Genomic DNA, 25,755 nt, shown 5'->3' with positions numbered 1-25,755 from the left:
AGATAAAACATAATAAATCATTAATAAAAATTAAAAAATTTTACTATTTAAAAATTTTACAAATTCTTCAAATTTAGGCAAATCAAGCTTTATTGCTTCTCTTTGCTGTTTTCCCCACATACACTCTGGAAAAAACGCATCTTCTTTAAATCTTGCCATAACATGAAAATGCACCCTTGGCACATAATTTGCAAAAGAGGCGATATTGATTTTTTCAGGTTTGTAAAATTCTATCATAGCCTTTTCACAAAGTAAAATTTTTTCAAAAAGTTCTTTTTGCAACTCTAAAGGACAATCGCTAAATTCTTTATAAATTTCTTTAGTAAAAATTTTAAGCCAAGGCACTTGAGCCTCCTCTTTCTCTATATAAATCAAATCATTTTCATAAATCATTACATTCCTTTGAAATTGTATTTATGATTATTTTACAAAATTTATCAAATTTTTAAGTCAAAATGCGTTAAAATTCCTAAAATTTAAAAAACAAAAAGGAGGATAAATGCAAATTAGTTCAAGTTATAACTCTTATGATTACTACTCTAGCAAACCTTCTTTTGATAAAACAAATCAATCTGATTCCACTCAAAAAGATGAAAAAAATCTTAGTGAAAATAAAGATGATAAAGAAAAAAATGGCGAACAAACCCAAATGGTTAATGGCGTAGAGCTAAGCCAAAAAGAAGTAGCTCAAGTTCGCGAACTCCAAAGTATCGATAGAAATGTAAAGGCTCATGAAGCTGCACATCAAGCAGCGGGTGGCGGCTTAGCAGGTGCTGCAAGTTTTACTTACACAAGAGGCCCTGATAATCAAATGTATGCTACAGCGGGCGAAGTTCCTATCAGCATGCAAAAAGGAAACACACCAGAAGAAACTATAGCCAATGCAAGACAAATCGCAGCAGCAGCTATGGCTCCTGCTGATCCTAGCCCACAAGACTATAAAGTTGCAGCAAATGCTACAAAAATGGAATTTGAAGCAAGAGCTGAAGCAATGAAGCTTAAAGCCGAAGAGGCCAAAGAAAAAGAAGAAGAAGATAAAGAAAAAGATAATAAAAATTCAGAAAATAGCTTAGAAAAAACAGATAAAGATTCAAAAAACAACGATAAAAATTCAAATTTTGATAAAGACTTTAAAAATTTTGTCGCTAGAACTTATCAACAAAACTCACAAAATAACGACATTAAATTCAATATCGCATCTTAAAATTCTTACATTTAAATAAAAAATTTATACCAATCTTCCTTATAAATAAAGCTTTGTTTTAAAACTAAACAGACATATCTAAAAATTTTATCTTTTTATTATCTGCTTTATCTGTATTTGTAGAATTACTTTGTTCTTCTTTTTTAGCTTCGGCTTCTACTTTTTGTTTATCTTCTTCTTGTTCCATAAGCTTTAAAGTATCATATATTTGATGAACTTCCTTAGGCATACATTTATGGAAACGATGATTTGAATTTGCATGTAAAATATTTAACATTTTTTATCCTTTTTATAATTTAAATTTTTGCATTTTCAAGCTTTTATATCTATGCCTTGCTTATTCAGTATTTCTAAGATTTCTAAAACATCCATTCCATTTTCTTGTTGAACTTTTAAAAATTGTTGCCAAAAATTTGTTTTTACTTCATCTTTGTAAGTTTCGCTTTTACTTTCTGCTTGTATAGGTTTAAAAGTTTTTGTTTCTTGTTCTTTTTGGTTGTTATATTGTTCTTGTGCAGTTTGCATTTTTTGTTGAATATCTTTTCTGTTTTTCTCGGCAATTTCGCCAAATCTAGCTTCGTGTTTGGCTTGAAGATCTAATCATTTTTGTTTAAATTCTTCTACACTCATACTTGTGTGATAAATTTTTACATATTCTTTTTGTAAGTCTTCATCCAACCAATGCACCGAAGCTTTATTTTGTGCTTTAAAATCTTCAATTTCTTTAAAATCTTCTTGGCTTAATTCACCCTTTAAAATCTGATCTTGTATAGAGCCTTTAGCGATAGGAATTTCTTTTGTAAGTTCATCATAATAATCTTTGTAAGATTTTAGAAGTTCATCTAAATTTGCAACATTTGACTTGTTTTTATCATTTGGAATTTGAGCGGTATTTTTATCGCCAAAATTCCAGTTATTTGTTGTGCTTATTCCAAAAATGCTTAAACTCGAATTTATAGTATTCATATTTTTTACCTTTTAATGTGATTTAAATTGTTATATCAATTTTTTGTTTTCTCTGTAAGTATTTTATTAATTCTTTTTGCTCTTTTTGCATTATTTCAATTAAAGGTGTAAATTCTATATTTTCATTATTTGTATCGACAATACCCGCACCTTGAACTTATACTATTTTTATCTAACTTTAAATTATAGTTTCTATCATTCCAAGCTTTTTTGACTTCTTCACCACTCATAGACTTATCAAAGCCTTCGGTTTTTCCTTGACGCGTAGCCTCTCCTTCTCTAGTATAGATATTCTCATTTATAATAGCTACTAAAAGCCCACCTTTAGTAATAGTGCCATCTTTATTAGTGTATTTGCTTGGTGTCGTATCAAAAAATACGCCTGTATTAATATTTTCTTCACCGCCATTATTATTATTAAAAATATCTGTGGCAGAATTTCCTTTCATAAGATTTTCAGTAGTATTAAAAAACAATTTGTTTATTTTTGTATCAGTTGTATTTTCATAATCAAAATCTATATCAGCATTTAAATAATCCGTAGCAGAATTATAAATTTTCATTACTTGCATAGTTTGGCGATTAAATTCATAGCCTTGTGGGAAGTTGGCTATCTCTTCTAAGTTAAAGTTATCTTTAGAATTTAGCACATCTTCGCCTACAACTTGACTTAAAATTTTATAGGCATTTCCTACGGTTTTAGCAATGTCTATACTCTCAAAAGCTCTTAATGGATTTTTTTCATTCGTAGATATTTTTACTAAGCTTTCCATAGTGCTAGAATGAATTTTTATATCCTCAGGAATTCCTGCTGCTTTATTAAATTCACTTGTAAAATAACCCTCGTTATCTACTTCATAACCTAAAACTTTATTATTTGTTTTAGTAGTGTCTTGGGCATCTTATAGATTTTTTACACTATTATTTGAAGTGTTTGAATTTAAGGAAGAGTTATTATTGTTTTTAATGTTAATATTAAGATTAACAAAGGGATTATTGAAAGTTGAGTTAATGCCTATCATTTTTTATCCTTTTTAAAATTTAAATTTTTGCATTTTCAAGCCTTAATATCTATACTTTTTGGTGCAGAATTTGAAGAAAGGATTTTGTTAAATTCTCCTGCATCATCATCGCTAAATTTCATACCAAAAAGAAGTTCTAATTCTTTACTAGTGCTAAATTTACCTTCTAATAGTTTTTTTACAAGTTCGTTTCTTGTGCTATCATCTTTGTAAGTTTCTTTGTTTTTACTTTCGCCTTGAATGGCTTTGAAGGGTTTTTCACTTTGTTGAGTGATAATTTCATCATCACTAGAAAGCAACATTTTATCACCCATAGCCATTTCGTATTCTTTCACAAATTCATCGTGTCTTTGCTTAAAATCTATGTATTTAGTTTTAAACTCATTTAAGCTTAAATCTTTACTTATAAGTGCGTCAAATTCTTTATAAAATTCATCGGCTTTTTTGATGATGTCGTAGCCCAAATGAAACATCTTAGAATAAGAAACAAAAAAACCTAACATCATTTTCTCCGTAGTTGGGTCCCATTTTGTATAAGCAGGATTAAAATCTTTTAAAGGGGATTTTTCTATTTTATTTGGATCTTTTAAAGCATTTGACTTCATAAAGTTATTAAATTCTTGTATATCTTTTTTGCTAATACTTTTATCAAGTCCGAATATTTTAGGATTATACTCAAATTTTTTCCACGATAAGACAAAGCACCTTCTCCTGTTATAACGGCTACTCCGTGTTTGTTGATTTTAAAATCAATATTTTTATCTTGCTTAAAATTTGAAGTGTTATAATTATAATTTAAATTTACACCATTAATCATTTTTGCCTTCCTTGATATTATATACTATATCGGAAAAAAATTAAAAATTTATAATCTTGAGAGTTTTCAAAAACTCTCAAGTTATTATCAAGCTAAGCTTTTTCCACTTTTATGATATTTTAAAATACCTTCAGCACAGCGATAAGCCAAAGCTCCCACAGTATCAGTTGGATTATATCCACTATTGTGTTGGAAATTTCCTGCTCCTACAACAAAAAGATTATCCGCATCCCAGTGTTGTAAATAAGTATTAACCACACTAGTTTCTCTATCTGCACCCATTGTTGTTCCACCTGTGTTATGAGTAGATTGATAAGGCACAACGCTATAATCCTTAAGATAAGCGCCTTTTTTGATTGATTTTACTCCTTGCATTCTTTTTGCTACCTCAGCTGTTTTATCTGTGATAAATTTATGCAAAGCTCTATCTTGATCGGTGAAATTATAAGTTAAGCGTAAAAGTGGCATACCAAAAGCATCTTTATAAGTTGGATCAAGACTTAAATAATTATTCTTATGAGGCAAAGAAGCACCTTGTCCTGCTACGGTAATAGCTCTTGTGAAATTATAATTTAATGCTTTTTTAAATTCGGCACCCCAAGTTGGAGCTCCTGCTGGAAGTGGGGCTGATTGTATAGGGCGAGTTCCAAGCTGAACGCTATAAATCATAGCTCCATGAAGGAATTTTTCCTTAGAATGATCAAAATTATCTCCGTTAAAATCATCACTCGTAGTTCCTAAAGCACCTGAACCCATAAAGGTGTTAAATTGCTCATCAAAGAAAGCTGTTGTGCCCATATTCATTTGGTAACAATAATTTCTACCTAAAGTTCCTTTACCTGTTTTTGGATCGTATTGCTCACCTATGTTGCTTACCATTAAAAGCTTAGCATTGTTAAACATATAACTTGTAAGTACAACTATATCAGCAGGCTGGATATACTCTTTCATCGTTCTAGTATCGACAAATTTTACCCCTGTTACTTTTCCGTCTTTTTTAAGAATTTGCGTTACATTACTATAAGTGCGTATGGTGTATTTACCTGTGCTCATAGCCTTTGGAATTACTGTGTTTAAAGGACTTGCTTTTGCGCCATACTCACAACCAAAACGCTCACAATACGCACAGTATTGACAAGGAGCTAAATCTTGACCATCAGGGTTTGTATAGCCACCTTTAGAATTTGAAGCTGGCAAACGATAAGTGTGTAAATTTGAACTTTTTGCTGCACTTTCAAATCGTTTAAGCATTTTAGTATTTTCAAGAGGTTCTTGTGGATAAGGACTGGATCTAAAAGCTCCCATTTTTTCCGCTAAAGGATTTGGCTCACCTGATACCCCACAGGTTTTTTCAAATCTATCATAATAAGGCTCCATATCCTTATAAGTCACACCCCAATCTTGCAAGGTATAATCATTACCTAATTTATTACCATATCTTTGTTTGCTTAGGGTTTGAATTTCAAAGTCATAAGGCATAAACCTAAAAGTCCAACCATTCCAATGTACCCCTGCACCGCCAACATTATTACCCAATAAAAACGAACCCATTTTACGATAAGGCAAGGCTAAACCACTAGGATCATGGCGAAAAGTCACAGTGTCTTTTGAGCAATCTTGCATCAAACCATAATTAATCCCGTATCTCCACTCATCATGGATAAAATTAAAATTTTCAGTACTTTGCATATGTCCGCGTTCTAAACTAAGTACATTCAAACCTGCTTTAGTAAGCTCTGCAGCCACTATACCTCCAGTCCATCCTGCTCCAACTGTTACCACATCTACTTTTTTTAATACTTCAGCCATTTTAACTCTCCATATCTGCTAAACTCATAGGTTCAATGTTAAAAAATTCATCACTTGCAATTTTATCCACATAGCTCATTTGTGCGCCTGGATATTGCATCATTCTCCAACCATTTTTATTATCATTTCCGCCATAAATTGGATCAGCTAAAACTCCAGCTACTGTCATATCTCTTAAAAGTATGAAAAAATAAGAAGATTTAAAACCTGTAGTTTGAATTTTTCCTTTTTCAAAATCGCTTAAAATTTTATCCTGATCTCTACCTTTAAGCAAAGAAAAAGATTTTTTATAACGCTTTTGAGCATTTTCTTCAAGAGCATGCACGCCTTCTAAAAAAATATCTTTGCGTTGCATAGGGGTTTGATAACCTTGTTCAGCTTTACCCTCTATGAAAGGTCCTTGCATATATTCTCTATCGTTATAACCATAAGCACTAGCTAGCTGATTATCGATAAAATAAGGCACGCCTAAACCCATAGCTCCTTCTCCTTGCTCATCTTTAGGATAAATTCTTTCACAGGCTGCACTTAAGGTATCAAATTCAGTTTGAGTTTGAAAAAACATTCTACCTCTAACTTTATTTGATTTCCCTTGTGAAGCTTGATGCGAATGCGTAAGTTCTGCTGCCTTTAAAACAGCACCGCCACCTATAGTGCTAGCTGCTACTACAGAACCACCTAGAAGCCCTAGTTTAAAAAAGCTTCTGCGATCAATAATATTGTCTTGCATTACTTCTCCTTGATAATAATTTAAACAAGACTATATTAGTCCTATTAATATAAATTTAACTTTAAAAAGCGATAAATTTTGTGTTATTCTTAATTTTATTTAAGTATATCTTTGAAAGTAATAAAAATAGAACTTTTAATAAAGCTCTATATCTTTAGAATTAAGTTCTTTATAAGCTGCGCAAGCTTCTTGATGTTTTTGATCACAAGCCATACCAAAATATCTTTTTGCCTTTGTTAGATCTTGTTTTTCTAGTTGATTATAGCGTCCTAGCAAATAACAAGCCTCACCAAAACCTAAAGTGCAAGATTTAGAATAAAAAGCAAGAGCAGATTTTACACTTGCTTTAACAAGCTCTCCTTTATCATATAAAGATCCTAACTGATAACAAGCTCTTGCATTTTTTAAATCACAAGATCTTTTATAAAAACTTGAGGCCATTTGTCCATCTTTTTCTTTTTCATAAAATAAAGCTATATTATTACAACTTAACGATTCTCCTAAAGTGCAAGCTTTATTAAAAGCCAAAAGAGCTTCATTTTTATAACCTTGATTTTGCAAAAGCAAAGCCATATTAGAACACGCATTTGCTAAACCCAATTTACAAGCTTTATCATAAAATTTATAAGCTTGATTTAAATCCTTACTCACACCCTTAGCACTTTCATGCATAAAAGCTAAAGAAAAACAAGCTTTAGAAATATCTTTTTCGCAAAGATTCTTAAAAATTTCATAAGCTTTATCAAATTTATTTGCCTCGTAAAGTTTTAAACCCTCTTCTAATTCACTTAATGCAAATAATGAATTAAAAAATAAAAATAAAGCTAAAAATATTCTCATCAATCTTCCTTTATATTTTCTCTAACATTTAAAATCTGTGCTCTTCTTTTTTGAAGTTCTGCTTTTTTAAGATCTAAAAATTTATTTTTTTCTTGGATTAAATTTTGACTTTGTTCTAAAAAATTTTTTGCAATTTTTGTCAAAATAGGCTTATTAATAAGCAAAGTTTCAAACTCATAAACATTTAATTCATTTAAAACTCTTTCATAAATTTCGCTTTTTTTAGGATAAAAAAGTACAAATTCAGAACTATCAAGCTCATAAAGAACACGACTTTCATTGATTTTACGACTAAAAAATGCAAGGCTTAGTTTCGTAGCATTTTCATAATTTGTAAAAGCCTTAAGATTTAATTTTTCAAAAAATAAATCAAGCTCTAAAATACTTTTAAATAAAAGCTCCTTAAAATCTTTCAAAAAGTACTCATCACTTGCATTGCAAAAAGCTCTTAATTCACTAAAATTTTTATCGCTTTGGAAAATGTGATCTTTTTGTATGTTTGAAAATTCTGCTTTAAAAAGCAAAATTTCTCTCTCAAGTATGTTTATAAAATCTTTTAATTTCATCTTGATTTCTTCAAAAGATTTATAAAGTTCATTTTTGATTTTTTTAAACTCTTTACTCATCACATCACTATTATAAAACATCGCCAAAAAAGCATCGTCGCTTGAAATATAAGGCACTTTATAATCATATCTTATGTATAAATCTTTCTTTAAAAATCCTTTGCTTTCCTTATAAAAATAAGCATCTTTTTCCTTAACACTTGCAAAAATTTCACTAGAAATTCTTTCGCTAATACTTTTAAGCTGTTCTAAAATCTGATGATTTAAAATTTCAATCTCTTTTAAAAAATTTTCGTACACTAAAAGTAAATGCTTTTCATAACTTTGAAATTGATTTAATAAACGATCAAAAATACCTACAAAAAGTTGGTTTTCATCTTCTAAAATTTCGCATAAATTTAAAATTTTTCTTTTAACAAATTTTTCTTTTAAAGCTGTTGTATCTAGCTGAGTTAAAAAATCAAGTAAAGATTGAAAATTAGATTTTTCATAGCTTTGCTCATCTTTAGCTTCTTTGCAAGAAATGGCAATAAGCTCATCAAAATATTTTAAAAATACACTTTTTGCATAATTTAAAACATTATCTAGCTCTTCTGTGTTTAATTTATCTTTTTGATTTAATACACAAATGCTATTTTCTCCTAAAAGTTCTAAATTTGCTTTTATAGCATCTTCTTCACTTTTTTTGCCTGCATTATCAATCAAACTTAACCAAATCGCCCCATGAATATTTTTAAGCTCATCAAGAGTTGTTAAAGTATCATTTTCATTTGCATTTAAACCTGGAGTATCTACAAGAGTGATTTTTTCAAGTAAAGGAATGGGTGCAAAAATATGCAAACTTTTTGCTTGTTTGACTTCATTTCTTTGATCTGTATAAAAGGCTAATTTTTCTATATTTGTGATAATATCACTTCCATCTTCAAATTCTACTCTTAAAAAATATTCTTTTGCATAGCGTAAAAAAGTAGGTTTAAAAGTAACAGGAACAACACCCGTAGGCAAACAATCACACCCCAAGATCAAATTTAGCAAACTTGATTTACCACTTGAAAACTGCCCTATAATAGCGATATTAACATTCTTATCCAAAGAAAACACAAGCTCTTTTAATTCATTTTCTAAAGCATAACTTGCATGCATAAAAGGCTCGTTAAGTTCCTTACAAAGCTCTTGAATACGCCCTTTAAAACTATCATCAAAACTCACACTATAAGTATTTTCATAGGCTTTTATAAAATCATTTAAAAGATTAATCTGCATTTAAAAGCCCCATTTCAAGTTGTTTTAATTTTTCAATTTTTTCTAAATTTTCTTCAAAAGAATTTAAAATATTAGCATCTTGATTTTTCAGACTCTGTAAAACTTTTTCAAGACTTTCTAATTTTGATTTTTGATTTTTTTCATAATGTTTTAATTTATCATTTAAAAACTCAAAAAATGCTCCATTGATATTTAAAGAGTTTAAAATTTCGCTCATTTTAAATTCTTTAAAAGTATCAAAAATAACCGTATCTAAATTCGTTTCAAGCTCATATAAATCTGATTTTAGATTGCTTAATTTTTCAATTTTCAATCTTAAAAGTGCAAATTTTTCGCTTTGAAAAATACTATCTATATTTTTTGAAATTCCATCTTTAAAACCTTCAAAACCATTATCAAAATCATCTTTTAAAAAATCATATTTTAAAGATAAATTTGTTTTAAGCTCCTCGATTTTTTTAATATTTTCAAATTTAATTTCTCTTAAAATATCATTAATTCCATCTTTTGTGGTAATATCAACTATATTTAAAATACGAGAAAGATTAAGCTTTTGTGCATTATTTTTTAAATATTTAAACTCATCTATCAAGCGTTCTTTTAATTTTTTAGCCAAAAGTAAAACAAGATTATCTATGCCACTATCTATATTTTTAAGTTTTGCAATGGAATTTGAAATTTCATCTTGTGCTTCTTTTAATAAGGTGTTTTGCTTTTGAAGTTCAAGTAAAAGCTTTTGATTTTCTTCACTTACACCTTGTTTATTCTCCTTAATAAGACGATTTTGCATTTCATATTCGCTTAGAATATTTTTAAGCTCTAAATGCAATTCTTTTTTGTAAGCTCTTAAGGCAATCTTACTTTTTTCTCCTGCATAAAGCTCATTAAAAAGATAGTTTTCAAATTCTTGCATACCACTTTTTTGCAAGCTCTCCTTAGGCGCTAAACCCTTATAAAAATCACTTGCCATTTTAGCACTCACACATAAAAAATCAATCTTTTCCACCAAATTTTCATCTAAATCCACAAGTCTTGATTTTAAGCTTTCTTTGGTATAAACAATAACTTCTTCTAAATCCTTTTTGCTTAACAAATCCGCTTTAGTTAAAACAATTAAAAACTTACTCAGCCTTGAGTTTAAAAGACAATACACCAAAAAGTCTGCATCTTTTTGAGTCAAGCTTTGAGAAGCATTCATTAAATGAATTAAAAAATCACTTTCTCTAAGATACTCATTTGTAACAATTTCTCTTTGAACTACAACATCATCAAGCCCTGGAGTATCAACTATGGAAATATTATTTTTTAAAAAATCTAAATGACTTTTAATTTCTATTTTTTTAATTAAAGCTGAAATTTTATTTTTAGCTGAACTAAAATTTTTAAGCTCACAAAGTGCGATATTTTGTATTAAAGGTTTATCTTTGATAAAATCCTCTATATTTACACTCTTATCCAGCTTGTCAATAAATTCTTTTAAATCTGCATTAAAGTGCGAACTTTCAAGTATATTTTGCCATTCTTTCTTATCCCAAAAATATATCTTTGCTTCTTCGCTCTTACCATAACTTAATACTGTTAAATTAGCTGTTTCAGGTATGTTTGAAACGCCTAAAAAATCTTCTTTTAAAAGAGCATTTAAAAGGCTTGATTTTCCTGCATTCATCACGCCAGTGATGGCTATATTAAACTCTAAATTTTGAAATTTTTCCAAAGTTTTTTGAAGTCTTGATTTTAAATTTTCATCAAAACTTAGCTTTTGAAGCTCTAAATTAATGGTGTTTAATTCTTTAAAATCATTTTGAAATAAAGCTTTTTGATCTATACTTTGAACTTTTTCTTGTGAAATAAAATCAAGCATTTCAGTATTTTTTGAAATTTTTTCTAAAATTTTCAAAGCTTTAAGCAAATCTTGCTTTGGAACAAAACCTGATTTAAAAAGATTTAAAATACAAATTTGAGCATTTTGTATACTAAAAATATCCACTCTTAAATCAATTTTTTTACAAAGCTCTTGAAATTCTTTTAAGAGAAAATATCTTTCATAATTGTCTTTATTGACACTTAAAATAATCGCACACTCGGCCGTATCAAGTTTGCTTTTATCTTGAAATTTAGCATCAAAATTTAAAAATTGGAGTTCATTTTGCCAAATTTTTTGGAATAATTCTTTCATAATCTTCCCCTTAAAAAGGGGAAAGATTTATTTGTTTCTTTGAGCGACAAGTTGTCTTCTCATATAAGCAATTTTACTTTGCAAAGGTAATTCTTTAGGGCAATTATCTTCACAAGCAAGCAATGACATACAACCAAAAACACCATCATCATCGCCTACTAATTCATAAAAATCTTCCACACTTCTATGATCATGCGGATCTTGTAAATATCTAGCTGTTCTTAAAAGTCCTGTAGCAGCTATGAAATTTGGACGCATAAGTTTAGTTGCACAAGAAGCTACACAAATTCCGCACTCTATACAACGATCAAGTTCAAAAGTTTCATCCGCAACCTCTGGCTCAATACGTTCTTCAAGTTTAGAAATATCAGTTTCTTTTTCATTATGCACCCAGCTTTCAACACGTTTACACATATCTTCAAACCACTCGCCTGTATTCACGCTTAAATCTTTAATGTGTCTAAATGCAGGCATAGGCATAAGCTCTATCACTCCATCAGGATAATCTTTAGTCAAAGTTTTACAAGCAAGTTTTGGCACTCCATTAATCATCATTGCACAAGATCCGCAAATCCCTGCACGACAAACAAAGTCAAAACTCAGATCCGCATCCATTTTTTCACGGATCAAAGTCAAACATACAAAAACTGTCATAAAAGGAGTTTCTTCAAGCTCATAAGTCACAAAATGTGGTTTAGAAATTTTGCTTAAAGGATTATATTTAAATGCCTTTATTGTCAATTTTCTACTCATAATCAACTCCTATTCTTTGGTTTGGTGCTTTATATTTAGCTTGCAATTCATAAGGCATTAAAGCGTTTTGAATTTCATAACGACCTTTGCCTTCAGCTTCCATTTTTTCACGGATAGCATCCACTTCAGCTTGGCGTTTTTCACTTAAAGGATTTTCTATAATATTTCCTTTAGCTCCATATCCACGGAATGCTGGTGGAATTTCCATTTTCATAATATCAAGCTCTTCGTATTCTATGCGTGGTAAGGTTTCGCCTTCTACCCAAAAAGTATTGGTTCTTTTCATCCAATTTAAATCATCTCTTTTTGGATAATCTTCTCTATAATGCGCCCCACGACTTTCTGTTCTTAAAAGCGCTCCATAAGCTACACAAAGTGCTATTTTTAACATTCTTGGCACTCTATACGCTTCTTCAAGCTCTGGATTTGCACAATCAAGTTCTTTACAATGTACTTTAACGTCTTGAGAATCTTTATAAAGTTTTTCAAGTTCATCTACTGCTTCTTTCAAACCTTCACCTGTTCTAAAGATGGCCACCTTATCCCACATGATTTCTTTCATTCTGTTTTTGATTTCAAAAACATTATATTTACCTTCTTTATCTACTAAAGATTTTAAATATTGATACTCTTTAGTTAAGAAGTCTTTTACTACATTTGTGTCAATTACTTCACCATTATTTTTACAATAATCTGCAAAATAATCTCCCACTATCATACCTGCTACAACAGTTTCAGCACATGAATTTCCACCTAAACGATTAAATCCGTGCATATCCCAGCAAGCTGCTTCTCCACAAGCAAAAAGTCCGTTTAACCATTGACTTTCACCTGTTGGTTTAGTTCTAATTCCACCCATAGAATAATGCTGCATTGGAAGAACTGGCGCCCAACCTTTTGGACCTTCATCTGCTGGATCAATACCATTGAAAGTTTTGCAAATATCTTGTACATCGCGGAGATTTTTTTCCACATGAGCACGACCCAATATAGAAATATCAAGCCATAAATGATCCCCATAAGGACTTTTTACACCTTTGCCTTTGCGAATATGCTCCATCATTCTACGACTTACCACATCACGGCTTGCAAGTTCTTTTTTCTCTGGTTCATAATCAGGCATAAAACGATATCCATCCACATCACGCAAAATTCCGCCATCACCACGACAACCTTCGGTAAGCAAAATACCGCTTGGTACAATAGGAGTTGGATGAAATTGCACTGCTTCCATATTTGAAAGTCTGCAAAGCCCTGTTTCAAGAGCGATGGCTGCGCCCGTTCCTTCGCAAATTACCGCATTTGTAGTTTGCTTATAAATTCTACCATAGCCCCCTGTTGCTATCATGGTTCCTCTTGCAATATAAGCAATAAGTTGTCCATTAGTTAAATCTCTAGCGATCACACCTAAGCATTTTTTACCATCATGGATAATTCTTACTGCTTCCATTCTATCAATAATTTTTACTTGATGTTTAATAGCTTCATTTGCTACACCATAAAGCATACAATGCCCTGTTGCATCTGCGATATAGCAAGTTCTCCATTTTTTAGTTCCACCAAAATCTCTAGCATTAATAAGCCCGTGCGCTTCTTCTTTTTCTTCAATCACAGTTTTTTGTGCATTGATTACAACAGTTCTTGGACCTTTAGTAACTCTAGTCCAAGGCACACCCCAAGCCGCAAGTTCACGCACTGCTTTTGGTGCAGTTTGAGCAAACATTCTTGCTACTTCTTGATCACAGCCCCAATCACTTCCTTTTACTGTATCTGCGAAGTGAAGATCTTCATTATCACCCTCACCTTTTGCCCCATTTGCTAAGCTTGCCTGCATACCTCCTTGCACCGCTGCAGAGTGAGAACGCTTCACTGGACAAATACTTAAAAGTGTTACACTTTGGCCACTCTTTGCTACTTCAATAGCCGCTCTAAGACCTGCTAATCCTCCGCCTATTACTAAAGCATCACTATATTGTATATTCATAATTTGCTCCATTGTAGTTTTTTATCATCGCAGTAGTTTGGGTTTGATTTTGGTAGTTTTCATAACCTATTTTTATAAATGCTGCAAGACTTAACACACCTAAAACTAGGAAGAAAATACTGATTATCCATTTAGCAGTTTTAAGCTTTTTACGACTTTCTTTTACATTTTTTCCTTCAAACCAACCCCATTTAACACAAAGTCTATAAAGCCCTATACTTCCATGAAGTTCAACACAGACTAAAAGAACAGCATAAAAAAGCCACATAAAATGACTTACAACCCTATCTCCTGACATATCGCCGCTGATTTTATCTGCATTGGTTACAATAAAAATAAGATGAGCAGAACCTAAGAAAAACATAATAAAACCTGTAAAAGCTTGAACCCACCATAACGAAGTATCGCTGTGATTCATTTTTTTACTGTGTGTTCTTAGTATTTGATACTGACGGTAATTAATAGGAAATTTTCTCATTGCAAGTAAAGCATGAACGAAAAAAACCACTAAAACACAGGCGGCTAAAAATGAAGTAAGATAACTCATAACAGGATTATCGTAAACAAATTTTAATTCTAAAAAATGTACCACAGAATTAAAAAAATCCTCACTGACTAAAATTGTAGAAACAAAAAGCATATGCACCCACATAAAAAGACCTAAAAAAAGCCCTGAGGCACTTTGGATAAAGTCTAATTTCGCAGGCATTTTACTTTTTTTGCCCTCAATGCTCTTACCCAAATAACCTTCGATAAGCTCACGCATCTTTACTCCTTTGTAAAAAGAAATTAAAAAAATCCATTTCATTATATTACAAAAGTCTTTAAGATAGATTAAATATTTACTTTTTTAAACTTTATACAAATATAAACTAACAAAGCTGTTATAAACATTATAAAACTTAAAATTTGCCCCATACTCATACCCCATAAAACAAAACCTATACCAAAATCAGGCTCGCGATAAAATTCACATATAAATCTTGCCAATGAATAAGCACCAGCATACACAAGAATCAATTCCCCTTGAAAACTTTGCTTAAATCTTGCTAAATAAACTATAATAAAAACAACAATACCTTCTAAAAATGCTTCATAAAGTTGCGATGGATGGCGCAATACTCCATCAACATAAATTCCCCAAGGCACATTTGTAATGCGACCAAAAAGCTCTTGATTTAAAAAATTTCCTATACGACCAAAAACATAAGCCAATGGAACACTTAAAGCAACCAAATCAAGAAAAATCCAAGGATTTGTTTTATATTTTTTACAAAACAATAAAGTGGCTATCAAAAATCCTATAATTGCTCCATGATAACTCATACCTCGAATACCTACAAATTCACCATTAATATAAGGATTAAAAATTTGCCAAGGATGAGTAATATAATACATAGTATTTGCATCATAAATCAAAATATATCCAAGCCTTGCACCTAAAATAACCCCTATTTCAACCCATATAAAATAACTATCCAAATGTTTTTCATTAATGTCTAGTTGAAATTTTCTTACAAAAAATTTAGCTAAAAGCAAAGCTAAAAGCAAAGCTATAACATACATAATGCCATACCAATGCACCTTTAAACCAAAGATGCTAAAAGCTATAACATTAAAATTTGAATAAATATGCTGCCAAAATTCCATATATCTTTCCTAATTTTCTTTTATAAAAATATAACAAAAAAACTTTAACTTGCTATAATTAACACAAACACATTAAATAAAGGTAAAAAATGAAAAAATATATTTTACTTGCTAGCAGTATGTTAATTTTAGCAGCTTGTGGAGGCACAAGTAGTAATTTTGTCAATGTTTCTATGCCAAATTTTAAACCCCAAGTTCCAACAAAGGTTGAACCTATTGATTCTGGAGTAAGCATTGCTCTTGAGCCTATTAATATAGAACAAAATAATAATTATTCTGATTATTTTGAAAATTCAGTGCTTAAAATTCGCATAGAAAAAGAAATTGATCTTTTAAAACAAAATTTAGAAGAGCAGATCAAAACCATCGCTCAACTAAAAGGCTATAAAATAGTTACTACTAATCCAGACTACACTCTTAAAAGTTCAATCAGTATTTATACAGAAGAAAAAAATGCACAAAAAACAAGCAATTTTATGAGTGGAGATTATGTAAAATCCAATTTAGGTATAAATTTTAAAGGTAAAATAGATTTTATAGATGCACACAATCCACAAAATTCAACCAATCTTTCAAGCAGCACCAAACTGGATTCTTTAGTTGCGCTTAACTATCCTATTAAAAATGATGATGGGGTTAATATGTTTAAAACTACTATCTCCACCGTACCAACTCAACTCAATAAAGGTTTGGAGCAACCTGCTTTTGAAATTGATAAAAGTTTTTTAGCTTTTTATAAAAATACATTAAATACACTTTATAACAATCTTCCAAAAGCAACAGACATAGGCAAAACTATACCTAATACAAACAGTAGTTTTAATAGTTTCGATGGCAATGCTATCTTTGAAGAAAGCTTACCTCAAACAAATTTTAATCAAAATAATACAATTGAAAACACACCTACGCAAAATATTCCTACAAATCCATCTTCAACAAATCAAAATAATCAAAGTAAAAATCAAGATGGGGTAGAAATATTTGAATGATAAAACTTGTGAGAAAATTAAATTTTCTCATACAAAAAAATAACTATCATTCTACTTTAAAATCAATGCTTGTTGCATTGCATTTTTTATCATCTCTCTTTTATCTTGTATTTCAAAAAAAAGCTCAAAAGCAAAAACCCCTTGCCATAAAAGCATATCAAGTCCATCTTTAATTTTTAAATGATACTCTTTACACAATCTATAAAAAGGTGTTTCTCTGCCATAAATTACCTCAAAAGCAAATTTAGCTTTAGGTAAAATTCTACCTAAAAGCTCCCTATCACAAGGTAAATTTTCATCTTTTAATCCAGCAGAAGTTGAATTTATAACCAAATCAAAATCAAAATCTTGCAAGTCTTTATAAAGATAAGTTCGATAAGCTAAAAAATCTTTAAATCTTTCTTTGCTGCGATTAGCTATATACACTTCTATGCCTTTTTGTTTTAATGTATAAGCAAGTGCCAAAGCTGTACCTCCAGCACCTAAAATCAAAGCTTTTTTTATATTATCAAAATCCTTAATAGCTTCTAAAAAACCTAAAGCATCAGTATTATAAGCGTAAATTTTGTCTTCTTTTAAGCATAAAGTATTTGCAGAGCCAATATTTCTAGCAAAATCATCCTTCACATCAGCAATATCTAAAGCTTTTTCCTTAAAAGGCAAAGTAATATTAGCTCCACTAAGTCCTAATTTAAAAAAATCTTCTCTTAAACAGTTAGCATTTCTTAAATGATAGCGTGTATAAATACTATCAAGCCCTAAGGCTTTAATAGCATTATTATGCATTCTAGGCGATTTAGAGTGAGAAATAGGATCGCCTATAACTGCTAAAAATTTCATTTTAAAGTAAAAGAAAAAGCATCTTTTGCAATATCCTTACGGATTTTAGCAAGTTCTACTGCAATATTTGCCTTTTCAAATGGTCCTATTAAAACCTTAGTAATTTCTTTACCTCCAACTGTAGTTTTATAAAGTTTATAATCATAACCTTTTTGTTTTACAGAAGCAAGTTCTTTTGATTTTTGATCCAAATTACTTACTGAGAAAATTTGCACATAAATACCCGATGCTAAACCATTTGGATGTACAGGTTTAGCATCAACATTTTTAAATAAATCATTTGCATTTTGTTCTTTTTTAGGAGTTTGTTTTGTGCTTTCTTTTTCTTTTTTTACAGCTGTTTGTTTTTTTACTTCTTCTTTAGGTTTTGCAGTTTGTTTTACTTCTTGTTTGGGAGCACTTGCTTGCGGAGTGGTATTTTCTGAAGTAGTTGCTGTTGGTTCTGCTGGAACTTCTTGATCAGGCATAGCAAAATTTGTAGTATCATTGTTATTTGAACTAGAGGTTGTTGTATTTTGAGTTGTATTTTGTTCATCTTGAAATTGTTTTCTTAATGCCTCAAATTGATCTTCTGCTGAAGTATTATCTGTAATTGGCATACTTTCAAAAGAAGTATCATTGTTATTGTCTTGAGTTGCTATAGGTTCACTTGGTAATACACTTTGATTTTGCGTATTTTCATCACCACTACCATTAATAAGTTTCATAACTATCATGATAGCTAAAAACAAAATAACTAAAGCAATAACTCGTAAAAGAATTTTTTTTACTTTTTCACTTTTATTACTTTTTTCTAAAATAATATCATCAAATTCATTTTTTTGATTTTCCATAATTTGTCCTTTCTTACATGTGCTTAGACCAAGAACTTCCTCGTTCTTTTTGATAAACCTCATAAGGCAATATTAAAATATTAAATTCCCTAGGTACATCCATACTAGGAAACACCTTCCATTCTACTGGCATTTTACTTGCAAACATCATTGAAAGTTTAGACGCTAAAGAATAACCTTCGTTTAACGCCGTGTGTCCTTTGTGAATATAAAGATGTAAATGTCCTGGAGTTTTAGTCTTATAGGCTGTGAAATTTATAAAACCTTCTTCTCTTAAAATAAGTTGTGCACGGTGATAAAATCTTTCAGCATTAAAACCATTATAATCAAAGACAATATTTTCTACTTTATTATCTTTTGTTATTAAATCATGAGCGACAACAATTTTTTTAGCAGCGTGTTCTCTCATGACATTTAAATTTAAAGGAGCATCAACTCTTTCAAATTTATCAAAAAATAAGCGACCTCTATGTGTAGTTTTATTTACAATTTTATCGCGTCTTATATAATAATGATCGCCAATTATTTTAATTAGCGACATATCCATTGGTGAAATCAAAACATAGCCCTTTCATAAATAATAAAATTACTTGCAAGTTTTTTTAATTCTTGTTTAATATTCTCTTGTAATTTTTCATTATTAATATCATCTAAAATATCTGCAATATAATTTGACACAGTTTCCATTTCTTTTTCTTTAAAACCTCTGGCAGTAAGGGCTGGAGTTCCAAGTCTTAATCCACTTGTGATAAAAGGACTTCTAATCTCTCCTGGAACGGTATTTTTATTTGCAGTAATACCTGCATTTCCAAGAGCTAAATCTGCATCTTTTCCACTAAATTCACGATCTAAAAAACTCATTAAAACAAGGTGATTATCTGTTCCATCGCTAACAAGTTTAAATTTTCTATCCATTAAAACATTAGCTAAAACCTGAGCATTGGTTCTTACTTGTTTTGCATAAACTTTCCACTCATCGCTAAGATTAAATTTAAATCCTACTGCTTTTGCAGCAATTACATGCATCAAAGGACCACCTTGAATACCTGGAAAAATCGCAGAATTAATTTTTTTAGCAAGCTCTTCATCATTTGTCATAATAATACCACCTCTTGGACCACGCAAAGTTTTATGTGTAGTTGAGCTTACTACATGAGCGTGCGGAAAAGGACTTGGATGCTCCCCTGCTACAACAAGGCCTGCAATATGAGCTATGTCAGCAAAAAGATAAGCACCTATTTCATCGGCAATTTCTCTAAATTTAGCAAAATCAATCACTCTTGCATAAGCACTAGCTCCACAAACTATAAGTTTTGGCTTTTCTTTTTTAGCAATTTCTCTTACTTTTTCATAATCAATTCTTCCATCAAGTTCTACACCGTAAAAACAACTTTCGTACATTTTACCTGAAGAACTTACTTTTGCGCCATGAGTTAAATGTCCACCATGACTTAAATCCATTCCTAAAATTTTATCACCTGGATTAATCAAAGCCGCATAAACACCTTGATTAGCTTGAGAACCCGAATTAGGCTGAACATTAGCAAATTTGCAATTAAAAAGTTTTTTACATCTTTCAATGGCTAGAGTTTCAATCTCATCAACAAATTCACAACCACCATAATATCTTTTACTCGGATAACCTTCTGCGTATTTATTTGTCAAGATACTTCCCATAACTTCCATTACTTCAGGTAAAGTGAAATTTTCACTCGCTATCATTTCAAGACCTTCACATTGACGCTCTAACTCTTTGTTTGTTAAATCAAAAATTTCTTTATCAAACATTTCTAAACTCATTCCTTCTCCTTTAGTTCTGATTTTAATGGACGCATTGCAGGAAACAATATCACATCTCGAATAGATTTTTTGTTTGTCAAAAGCATAACAAGTCTATCTATGCCTATGCCCTGCCCTGCCGTTGGGGGCATTCCATAACCCAAAGCATTTACAAAATCTTCATCCATTTCACAAGCCTCTTCATCGCCTGCATTTTTAGCTTCAATTTGTTTTAAAAATCTCTCATATTGATCAAGAGGATCATTAAGCTCATTAAAACCATTTGCCAATTCTCTTCCACAAATAAACAACTCAAATCTCTCAGCAATCTGAGAATCCTCATCACTACGTCTTGATAAAGGACTTATGGAAATAGGAAAATCAATCACAAAAGTAGGATTGATCAATTTTTCTTCCACATAATTGTCAAAAAGTTCAGCTTGTAAATGTCCAAGTTCAAGCTTTTCATTCGCTTCAAAACCATCTGCTTTTAATTTAGTAAGAATTTTTTCCTTATCTTCGATTAAATCCCTATCTAAACCACCATACTTACAAAGTGCATCTTTATAGGTTATTCTTTCAAAAGGTTTGGAAAAATCTATCATTTTTCCATCAAATTCTATTGTTTTTCCTAAATTAAGTTTATCCAAAAGTAAAGCAAAAAGTTCTTCAGTTAAATCCATTAAATCTTTATAATTATGATAAGCCCAATAAAATTCTATAGTTGTAAATTCGGGATTATGAGTTAAATCCATACCTTCGTTTCTAAAACAACGATTGATTTCAAAAACCGCTTCAAAACCACCCACTATAAGTCTTTTAAGATAAAGTTCTGGAGCAATTCTTAAAAATCTTTCTACACCTAAAGAATTATGAAAAGTTATAAAAGGCTTAGCGTTTGCTCCACCTGCAATCGGATGCATCATAGGAGTTTCTACTTCTAAAAAGCCTTTATTTTCAAAAAAATGACGAATCAAACTCACCACTTTAGAACGCACTAAAAAATCTTTTCTAACTTCTGCATTCATTATCATATCAACATAACGTTTGCGATATCTTTGCTCAATATCTGTTAATCCATGGTATTTTTCAGGTAAAGGAACAATAGCTTTTGTAGCGAGTTTTACTTTGCTTGCATGCAAACTAAACTCACCTGTTTTAGTTACAAAAGGAAAACCTTTAACCAAAACAATATCACCCACCTCTAAATTCTTTTTTAAAATCGTATAAAGTTCTTCACCTACGCTATCTCTACTAAAATAAATTTGTAAATTTGTATCCTCATCTTCAATGTTTGCAAAAATCGATTTCCCAGCTATACGCAAAAGTTTCAAACGTCCTGCAACAACAGCATTGACACTTTCATCTCTTTTTTCAATTTGCTCTAAAATATAAGAAAATTTATCCTTAAAAGTCTTTAAAGACATTTCTTTTTCTAAAAAATGAGGATAAGGATTAATCCCTAATTTTTTTAACTCTTTAGCTTTTTCTATTCTTTGCTGCTCTAAAATATTATCAAACATTTATATTTTTACCTTTGCTTTTTGATTATTACAATCGCCACAAACACCATAAAGCTGCATCAAATGCCCTGTAAGTTTAAAACCATGTTCTTTTGCAATCAAGGCTTGCTGTCTTTCTATAATAGGATTTTCGAACTCTATAATTTTTCCGCAATTTTTACATATCATATGATCATGGTGAGGTTTATTGGCAAGCTCGTATTTTTTACCTGCTGAACCAAAAGAAATGGAAGTTACCATTTCTGCTTCTTCAAGCAAATTTAAAGTACGATAAACAGTTGCAATTCCTACATTTAAATCAGGTTCAGCTTGTTTGATTTCCATATATAAACTTTCGGGTGTGTAATGAGTATCACTGTGATAAAGAGTTTTTAAAAGCACTTCTCTTTGCTTAGTATATTTAAGTCCGCCTTGTCTTAATATTTTTTTAAACCTCTCAAGTAAAACATCATATTCCACATTTTCTATCAGCATATCACTCCCCTTTTTGAGTATTGTTTAAATCACTTACAATATCTTGCAACTTTTCACTAGCATGATCTAGACTATTTTCTGTTAAAGGTTGATTCATAATAAAAGATCCCGTTTCTTTAAGTAAATTTAAAGTATAGCTATTTTTAGCAAAATTATCTAATTTATCATTTAAAAAATCGATTCTTGCTACACAAAAAACCAAAATTGCAAAAATTAAAAAGATTTTTGCTCCGCCAAATATAAAGCCACCAATACGATCTAAAAAACCTAGGCCACTTAATTTAATCAACTTAGAAAGAAAATTACCCACCAATAAACAAACTATCCAAAAAATAATTAATATGGCTAAAAATCCAGCAAATCCAGCTAAGCTTTGATTTTCTATCTTATAAAAAGTACTTTGTATAAATTCAGCTGCTTGAGTTGCATATTTTGAAGCAATAAAAACACCACCAATAATACCCAAAAGTCCAAAAATTTCTTTTATCAAACCATTGATAATACCCTTAAGCCCTAAAAGCAAGGTAAATCCTAAAATAAAAGCATCAAACCAATAAAAATTCATTTCAATCACTCTCTGATTTTTTGTTTTAAATTTATTCTACAAATAAGCACTAAATGCTAAGTTAATCATTCTATTATTTTAGGAACAACAAAAAAATGTTCTTGTTTTTTTGGAGCACAATCTAAAACCTCATCAATAACATTGCTATTTCTTATCTTATCAATCCTCAAAGGAGCTCCACCTTTTATAGTACTCACAGTAATCTCTTGGGAGTTTAAATCAAGTTCGTTTAATTTTTCAACAAAATTCACAATTTCACTTAACTGTGCAATGGTTTCATTTCTGTTTTTTGTTATTTGTAAAGCACTTAATTTTTCAAGCTTGCTTAATAATTTCTCATCTATTTGCATTTCTTAAACCTTAATAAAAAAGTTAAAATTTTGAAAATTATATCATAAAAAGCTTTAAATTGTTTAGGATATTTTGCAATTTATATGATACAATATCATAATTTTTCTATACAAAAATAAAAATATTTTTTTCAAGGATAAATTTTGGGACTAAAAGATAATTTAAAAGCTGTTAAAAACGAACTTAACACAGAAGAACAATTTATAGAAAATTTTATCAAAGGAGAGAGATTTATACGCAAGTATAAATTTTACATATCTGCTATTGTGATAATTTTAGTTGCTTGGTTTGCTGGAAATTTTATAATCTCAAAAATAAACGATTATAAAACAAAAGAAGCAAATGAAATTTATGCCAATCTAATACAAGATCCTAGCAATAAAAATCTTTTAGAACAACTTAAAAATAAAAATACCAATCTTTACGCTATCTTTTTACTAAAAGAAAATATTAATGATTTCAATAATACAACTCTCCAAAATGAACTAAAACAAATTTATAATAATGCTCAAACAAACACTTTACTTAAAAATATTATCGCATTATCTTTAGGAGATAAATCGATATTTTTAAAAAATTATGATAAATTATTAGAAGCTTACAAACTTTTAGAGCAAAATAAAATCGAAGAAGCTAATGTTTTGCTTTCTCAGATAAAAGAAAATTCAAGTTTAAATCAAATAGCTAAAAATCTCAAACATTATCAAGGCATTACACAATGAAAAAAATATTTTTAACACTATTTTGTTTAATATTTCTATGTGCTTGTGGCACCAAAAGACAATATTTTGAACCAAAACAAACCGATGGAGATTTAAGTCATAATAGCAATTTACAAAGTAAAATTGTTGATTGGAATCTAGTTTCTGCAAAACTTGGCAATAATACCGCTATCTTAAAAAATAATATTTCCATAGACAAGTTTAAACTTCCTAAAAATTATATGCTTCTAGCTTATCAAGATGGGGAATATTTTACTGCAGATAATAATGGAAATTTAAAAATTTTTGACAATTTCTATAATGAAATTTATAATTTTCAATTTGACGCTAGTGTTGTAGGAGTAGCTTCTAATGGAGATGATTTAGCCCTAGTACTTGCAAATAATACTATAGTTCTTGCAAATCGTTCTTTGGGTATTAAATTCAGTCAAACCCTAACCTCAGCTCCAGCTCAAGATAGTCGTACCGCTAATCCTATATTTTTAGACAATATCATCGTATATCCAACGCTGGATGGCAAAATTTTAATTCTTTCAAGAAACAATCTTCAAGTCATTAAAGATGTGGTTATTTCAGCAGAAAATTTTTTCAACAATGTAATCCATCTAAGCGTAATCGGAGATAAACTTATAGCAGCAACAGCTAAAAAAATCATTGTTGTAAGCCCTGCTAGAACTCTTTATCTTGACGCTGACATAAAAGATGTTGCACTTAGTGATGATAGTATTTTTATTCTAGAAAAAGATGGCACTATTATTAAAACTGATTATAACTTAAGAAAAATTGCGGAAAAAAAATTTGAATTTGCTATTTTTGTAAAAAGCAATATATACAATAATTATTTATATATTTTTGAAAAAACAGGCTATCTTATCAAAATGAATCTAAATTTAGATAATACGCAAGTATTTAAACTTTCAGAAGCTGTTGATAAAATTTCTTTCATGGGGAATGGTAAATTTTACTACGGAGATAAAATTTTAGATTTGCTATGATAAAAATTTTAGAACAAACAATAAAGGCTTTAAAATTAAATTTAAAGCTCTATGACTTAAGTATGTTGACTAGAAAAAAAAGTTATATTTGCGCCAAAGATCAAAATAACATTCTTTTTATGTATACAGGAAAAACAAAATTTTTAATGAAAGATGCCTTATTTTTAGAAAATCTAGCACAGCAAATTAACATAAATAACAAATATTTTTTTAGCATGGCTTCTCTTTGCTCTAAAGCAAAAAATCATCTAGAAATGAAAGGATTTAATATCTATGCTGCTCTGTGACATTGGGAATTCAAATGCTAATTTCCTAGATGATAACAAATATTTTACTCTTAGTATAGATCAGTTTTTAGAATTTAAAAATGAACAAAAAATTTTTTATATCAATGTCAATGAGCATCTCAAAGAACATTTAAAAAATCAAAAAAATTTTATCAATCTTGAACCTTATTTTTTATTTGATACAATTTATCAAGGATTAGGAATCGATCGCATAGCAGCTTGTTATACTATTGAAGATGGAGTTGTTGTAGATGCAGGTAGTGCTATTACAATTGATATTATTTCTAATTCTATACATCTTGGTGGTTTTATCTTGCCAGGTATTGCAAATTATAAAAAAATTTATAGCCATATTTCACCACGATTAAAAAGTGAATTTAACACTCAAGTTAGTCTTGATGCATTCCCGCAAAAAACCATGGATGCTTTAAGTTATGGTGTTTTTAAAGGAATTTACCTACTGATAAAAGATGCCACTCAAAATAAAAAGCTTTATTTCACTGGTGGAGATGGACAATTTTTAGCAAATTTTTTCGATCACGCAATTTATGATAAACTTTTAATCTTTCGAGGAATGAAAAAGATTATAAAAGAAAATCCCAATTTACTTTATTAAA

At 30.0% G+C, this 25,755-nt stretch carries 27 protein-coding genes and 2 pseudogenes; 6 read left to right on the top strand and 23 right to left on the bottom strand.

The features are described from left to right. Positions 1 to 30 precede the first annotated feature (30 nt). Complete coding sequence (locus AJN60_RS03295; RefSeq protein ID WP_002857306.1) at positions 31 to 393, bottom strand: HIT family protein; 363 nt, start codon at positions 391 to 393, stop codon at positions 31 to 33. A 106-nt stretch (positions 394 to 499) separates the two neighbouring features. Between AJN60_RS03295 and AJN60_RS03290 the strand changes: the two genes are divergently transcribed. Further along, entirely contained in the window at positions 500 to 1,204 is a 705-nt protein-coding gene (locus tag AJN60_RS03290; RefSeq protein WP_070285875.1) for a putative metalloprotease CJM1_0395 family protein, read from the top strand. 64 nt (positions 1,205 to 1,268) lie between these two features. Here AJN60_RS03290 and AJN60_RS03285 read toward each other — a convergent pair whose 3' ends face one another. The 14 genes and pseudogenes from AJN60_RS03285 to lgt form a co-directional block, all read right to left on the bottom strand. Beyond that, on the bottom strand, positions 1,269 to 1,481 hold the full coding sequence (locus AJN60_RS03285) for a hypothetical protein (protein ID WP_070285874.1): 213 nt from the start codon (positions 1,479 to 1,481) through the stop codon (positions 1,269 to 1,271). Positions 1,482 to 1,516: 35 nt separating this feature from the next. Next, on the bottom strand, positions 1,517 to 1,729 hold the full coding sequence (locus tag AJN60_RS03280) for a hypothetical protein (protein WP_070283027.1): 213 nt from the start codon (positions 1,727 to 1,729) through the stop codon (positions 1,517 to 1,519). 75 nt (positions 1,730 to 1,804) lie between these two features. Further along, entirely contained in the window at positions 1,805 to 2,170 is a 366-nt protein-coding gene (locus AJN60_RS03275; RefSeq protein ID WP_070285873.1) for a hypothetical protein, read from the bottom strand. 125 nt (positions 2,171 to 2,295) lie between these two features. Continuing rightward, positions 2,296 to 3,036, bottom strand: a pseudogene (locus tag AJN60_RS03270) (Cj0814 family flagellar-dependent secreted protein); the annotation flags it as partial. 191 nt (positions 3,037 to 3,227) lie between these two features. Continuing rightward, a pseudogene (locus tag AJN60_RS03265) lies at positions 3,228 to 4,009 on the bottom strand (hypothetical protein). A gap of 87 nt (positions 4,010 to 4,096) precedes the next feature. Next, positions 4,097 to 5,818, bottom strand: a complete 1,722-nt coding sequence (locus AJN60_RS03260; RefSeq protein WP_002872556.1) for a GMC family oxidoreductase — start codon at positions 5,816 to 5,818, stop codon at positions 4,097 to 4,099. A gap of 1 nt (position 5,819) precedes the next feature. Then, complete coding sequence (locus AJN60_RS03255) at positions 5,820 to 6,548, bottom strand: gluconate 2-dehydrogenase subunit 3 family protein (protein ID WP_070285871.1); 729 nt, start codon at positions 6,546 to 6,548, stop codon at positions 5,820 to 5,822. A gap of 135 nt (positions 6,549 to 6,683) precedes the next feature. Continuing rightward, on the bottom strand, positions 6,684 to 7,388 hold the full coding sequence (locus AJN60_RS03250) for a tetratricopeptide repeat protein (RefSeq protein WP_002865878.1): 705 nt from the start codon (positions 7,386 to 7,388) through the stop codon (positions 6,684 to 6,686). After that, the gene (locus tag AJN60_RS03245; protein WP_070285870.1) at positions 7,388 to 9,217 is read right to left on the bottom strand and encodes a dynamin family protein; all 1,830 of its coding nucleotides are present in this window, start codon (positions 9,215 to 9,217) and stop codon (positions 7,388 to 7,390) included. Before AJN60_RS03245 ends, AJN60_RS03250 begins: the two co-directional genes overlap by 1 nt. Next, positions 9,207 to 11,393: a dynamin family protein gene (locus tag AJN60_RS03240; protein ID WP_052858566.1), complete on the bottom strand. Its 2,187-nt coding sequence runs from the start codon at positions 11,391 to 11,393 to the stop codon at positions 9,207 to 9,209. Before AJN60_RS03240 ends, AJN60_RS03245 begins: the two co-directional genes overlap by 11 nt. A 27-nt stretch (positions 11,394 to 11,420) precedes the next feature. Next, the gene (locus AJN60_RS03235) at positions 11,421 to 12,146 is read right to left on the bottom strand and encodes a fumarate reductase iron-sulfur subunit (protein ID WP_002854302.1); all 726 of its coding nucleotides are present in this window, start codon (positions 12,144 to 12,146) and stop codon (positions 11,421 to 11,423) included. Continuing rightward, positions 12,139 to 14,130, bottom strand: coding sequence for a fumarate reductase flavoprotein subunit (locus tag AJN60_RS03230; RefSeq protein WP_002861159.1), 1,992 nt, complete (start codon positions 14,128 to 14,130; stop codon positions 12,139 to 12,141). The genes AJN60_RS03235 and AJN60_RS03230 overlap by 8 nt, the downstream gene beginning before the upstream one ends. Further along, a complete protein-coding gene (locus tag AJN60_RS03225; protein ID WP_002854660.1) occupies positions 14,114 to 14,896 on the bottom strand; it encodes a fumarate reductase cytochrome b subunit in 783 nt (260 codons plus the stop codon). Before AJN60_RS03225 ends, AJN60_RS03230 begins: the two co-directional genes overlap by 17 nt. Before the next feature lie 68 nt (positions 14,897 to 14,964). Beyond that, on the bottom strand, positions 14,965 to 15,780 hold the full coding sequence (gene lgt, locus AJN60_RS03220) for a prolipoprotein diacylglyceryl transferase (protein ID WP_002854600.1): 816 nt from the start codon (positions 15,778 to 15,780) through the stop codon (positions 14,965 to 14,967). Between the two features lie 89 nt (positions 15,781 to 15,869). Here lgt and AJN60_RS03215 point away from each other — a divergent pair, with 89 nt between their 5' ends. Continuing rightward, positions 15,870 to 16,769, top strand: coding sequence for a membrane lipoprotein lipid attachment site-containing protein (locus AJN60_RS03215; RefSeq protein WP_070285869.1), 900 nt, complete (start codon positions 15,870 to 15,872; stop codon positions 16,767 to 16,769). Positions 16,770 to 16,820: 51 nt separating this feature from the next. Here the strand turns inward: AJN60_RS03215 and AJN60_RS03210 are convergent, their stop codons facing one another. From AJN60_RS03210 to gatC, 8 genes are all read right to left on the bottom strand, one after another. Then, a complete protein-coding gene (locus tag AJN60_RS03210) occupies positions 16,821 to 17,609 on the bottom strand; it encodes a shikimate dehydrogenase (protein ID WP_002870805.1) in 789 nt (262 codons plus the stop codon). Beyond that, positions 17,606 to 18,442 (bottom strand): SPOR domain-containing protein, encoded by an 837-nt coding sequence (locus AJN60_RS03205; protein WP_070285868.1) that lies wholly within the window; start codon positions 18,440 to 18,442, stop codon positions 17,606 to 17,608. Before AJN60_RS03205 ends, AJN60_RS03210 begins: the two co-directional genes overlap by 4 nt. 13 nt (positions 18,443 to 18,455) lie before the next feature. Next, complete coding sequence (locus tag AJN60_RS03200; RefSeq protein ID WP_002870803.1) at positions 18,456 to 19,001, bottom strand: DUF1882 domain-containing protein; 546 nt, start codon at positions 18,999 to 19,001, stop codon at positions 18,456 to 18,458. Next, positions 18,998 to 20,242: a serine hydroxymethyltransferase gene (locus AJN60_RS03195; RefSeq protein WP_070261167.1), complete on the bottom strand. Its 1,245-nt coding sequence runs from the start codon at positions 20,240 to 20,242 to the stop codon at positions 18,998 to 19,000. Before AJN60_RS03195 ends, AJN60_RS03200 begins: the two co-directional genes overlap by 4 nt. Continuing rightward, positions 20,239 to 21,744 carry a lysine--tRNA ligase gene (lysS, locus tag AJN60_RS03190; RefSeq protein ID WP_070243268.1) on the bottom strand — a complete coding sequence of 502 codons (1,506 nt, stop codon included), beginning with the start codon at positions 21,742 to 21,744 and terminating at the stop codon, positions 20,239 to 20,241. Before lysS ends, AJN60_RS03195 begins: the two co-directional genes overlap by 4 nt. Continuing rightward, positions 21,745 to 22,218, bottom strand: a complete 474-nt coding sequence (locus tag AJN60_RS03185) for a Fur family transcriptional regulator (protein WP_002854230.1) — start codon at positions 22,216 to 22,218, stop codon at positions 21,745 to 21,747. It lies immediately after the preceding gene. A gap of 1 nt (position 22,219) precedes the next feature. After that, the gene (locus AJN60_RS03180; protein WP_002882168.1) at positions 22,220 to 22,783 is read right to left on the bottom strand and encodes a CvpA family protein; all 564 of its coding nucleotides are present in this window, start codon (positions 22,781 to 22,783) and stop codon (positions 22,220 to 22,222) included. A gap of 65 nt (positions 22,784 to 22,848) precedes the next feature. Next, entirely contained in the window at positions 22,849 to 23,133 is a 285-nt protein-coding gene (gene gatC, locus AJN60_RS03175; protein WP_070243269.1) for an Asp-tRNA(Asn)/Glu-tRNA(Gln) amidotransferase subunit GatC, read from the bottom strand. 144 nt (positions 23,134 to 23,277) lie between these two features. Between gatC and AJN60_RS03170 the strand changes: the two genes are divergently transcribed. From AJN60_RS03170 to AJN60_RS03155, 4 genes are read left to right on the top strand one after another with little or no spacing between them, the layout of a single operon-like run. Beyond that, a complete protein-coding gene (locus AJN60_RS03170; protein WP_070243270.1) occupies positions 23,278 to 23,856 on the top strand; it encodes a hypothetical protein in 579 nt (192 codons plus the stop codon). Then, positions 23,853 to 24,851 carry a hypothetical protein gene (locus tag AJN60_RS03165; protein WP_070285867.1) on the top strand — a complete coding sequence of 333 codons (999 nt, stop codon included), beginning with the start codon at positions 23,853 to 23,855 and terminating at the stop codon, positions 24,849 to 24,851. The genes AJN60_RS03170 and AJN60_RS03165 overlap by 4 nt, the downstream gene beginning before the upstream one ends. Then, positions 24,848 to 25,138, top strand: a complete 291-nt coding sequence (locus AJN60_RS03160; protein ID WP_070285866.1) for a tram-like protein — start codon at positions 24,848 to 24,850, stop codon at positions 25,136 to 25,138. The genes AJN60_RS03165 and AJN60_RS03160 overlap by 4 nt, the downstream gene beginning before the upstream one ends. Continuing rightward, positions 25,125 to 25,754, top strand: coding sequence for a type III pantothenate kinase (locus AJN60_RS03155; RefSeq protein WP_002870796.1), 630 nt, complete (start codon positions 25,125 to 25,127; stop codon positions 25,752 to 25,754). Before AJN60_RS03160 ends, AJN60_RS03155 begins: the two co-directional genes overlap by 14 nt. The last annotated feature ends 1 nt before the right edge of the window (position 25,755 follow it).

It is taken from the genome of Campylobacter sp. BCW_4323, from assembly GCF_001763115.1.
Lineage (GTDB): Bacteria > Campylobacterota > Campylobacteria > Campylobacterales > Campylobacteraceae > Campylobacter_D > Campylobacter_D jejuni.
The sequence above is the reverse complement of the archived record's forward strand: the minus strand, read 5'-3'. Positions and strand labels throughout refer to the sequence as shown.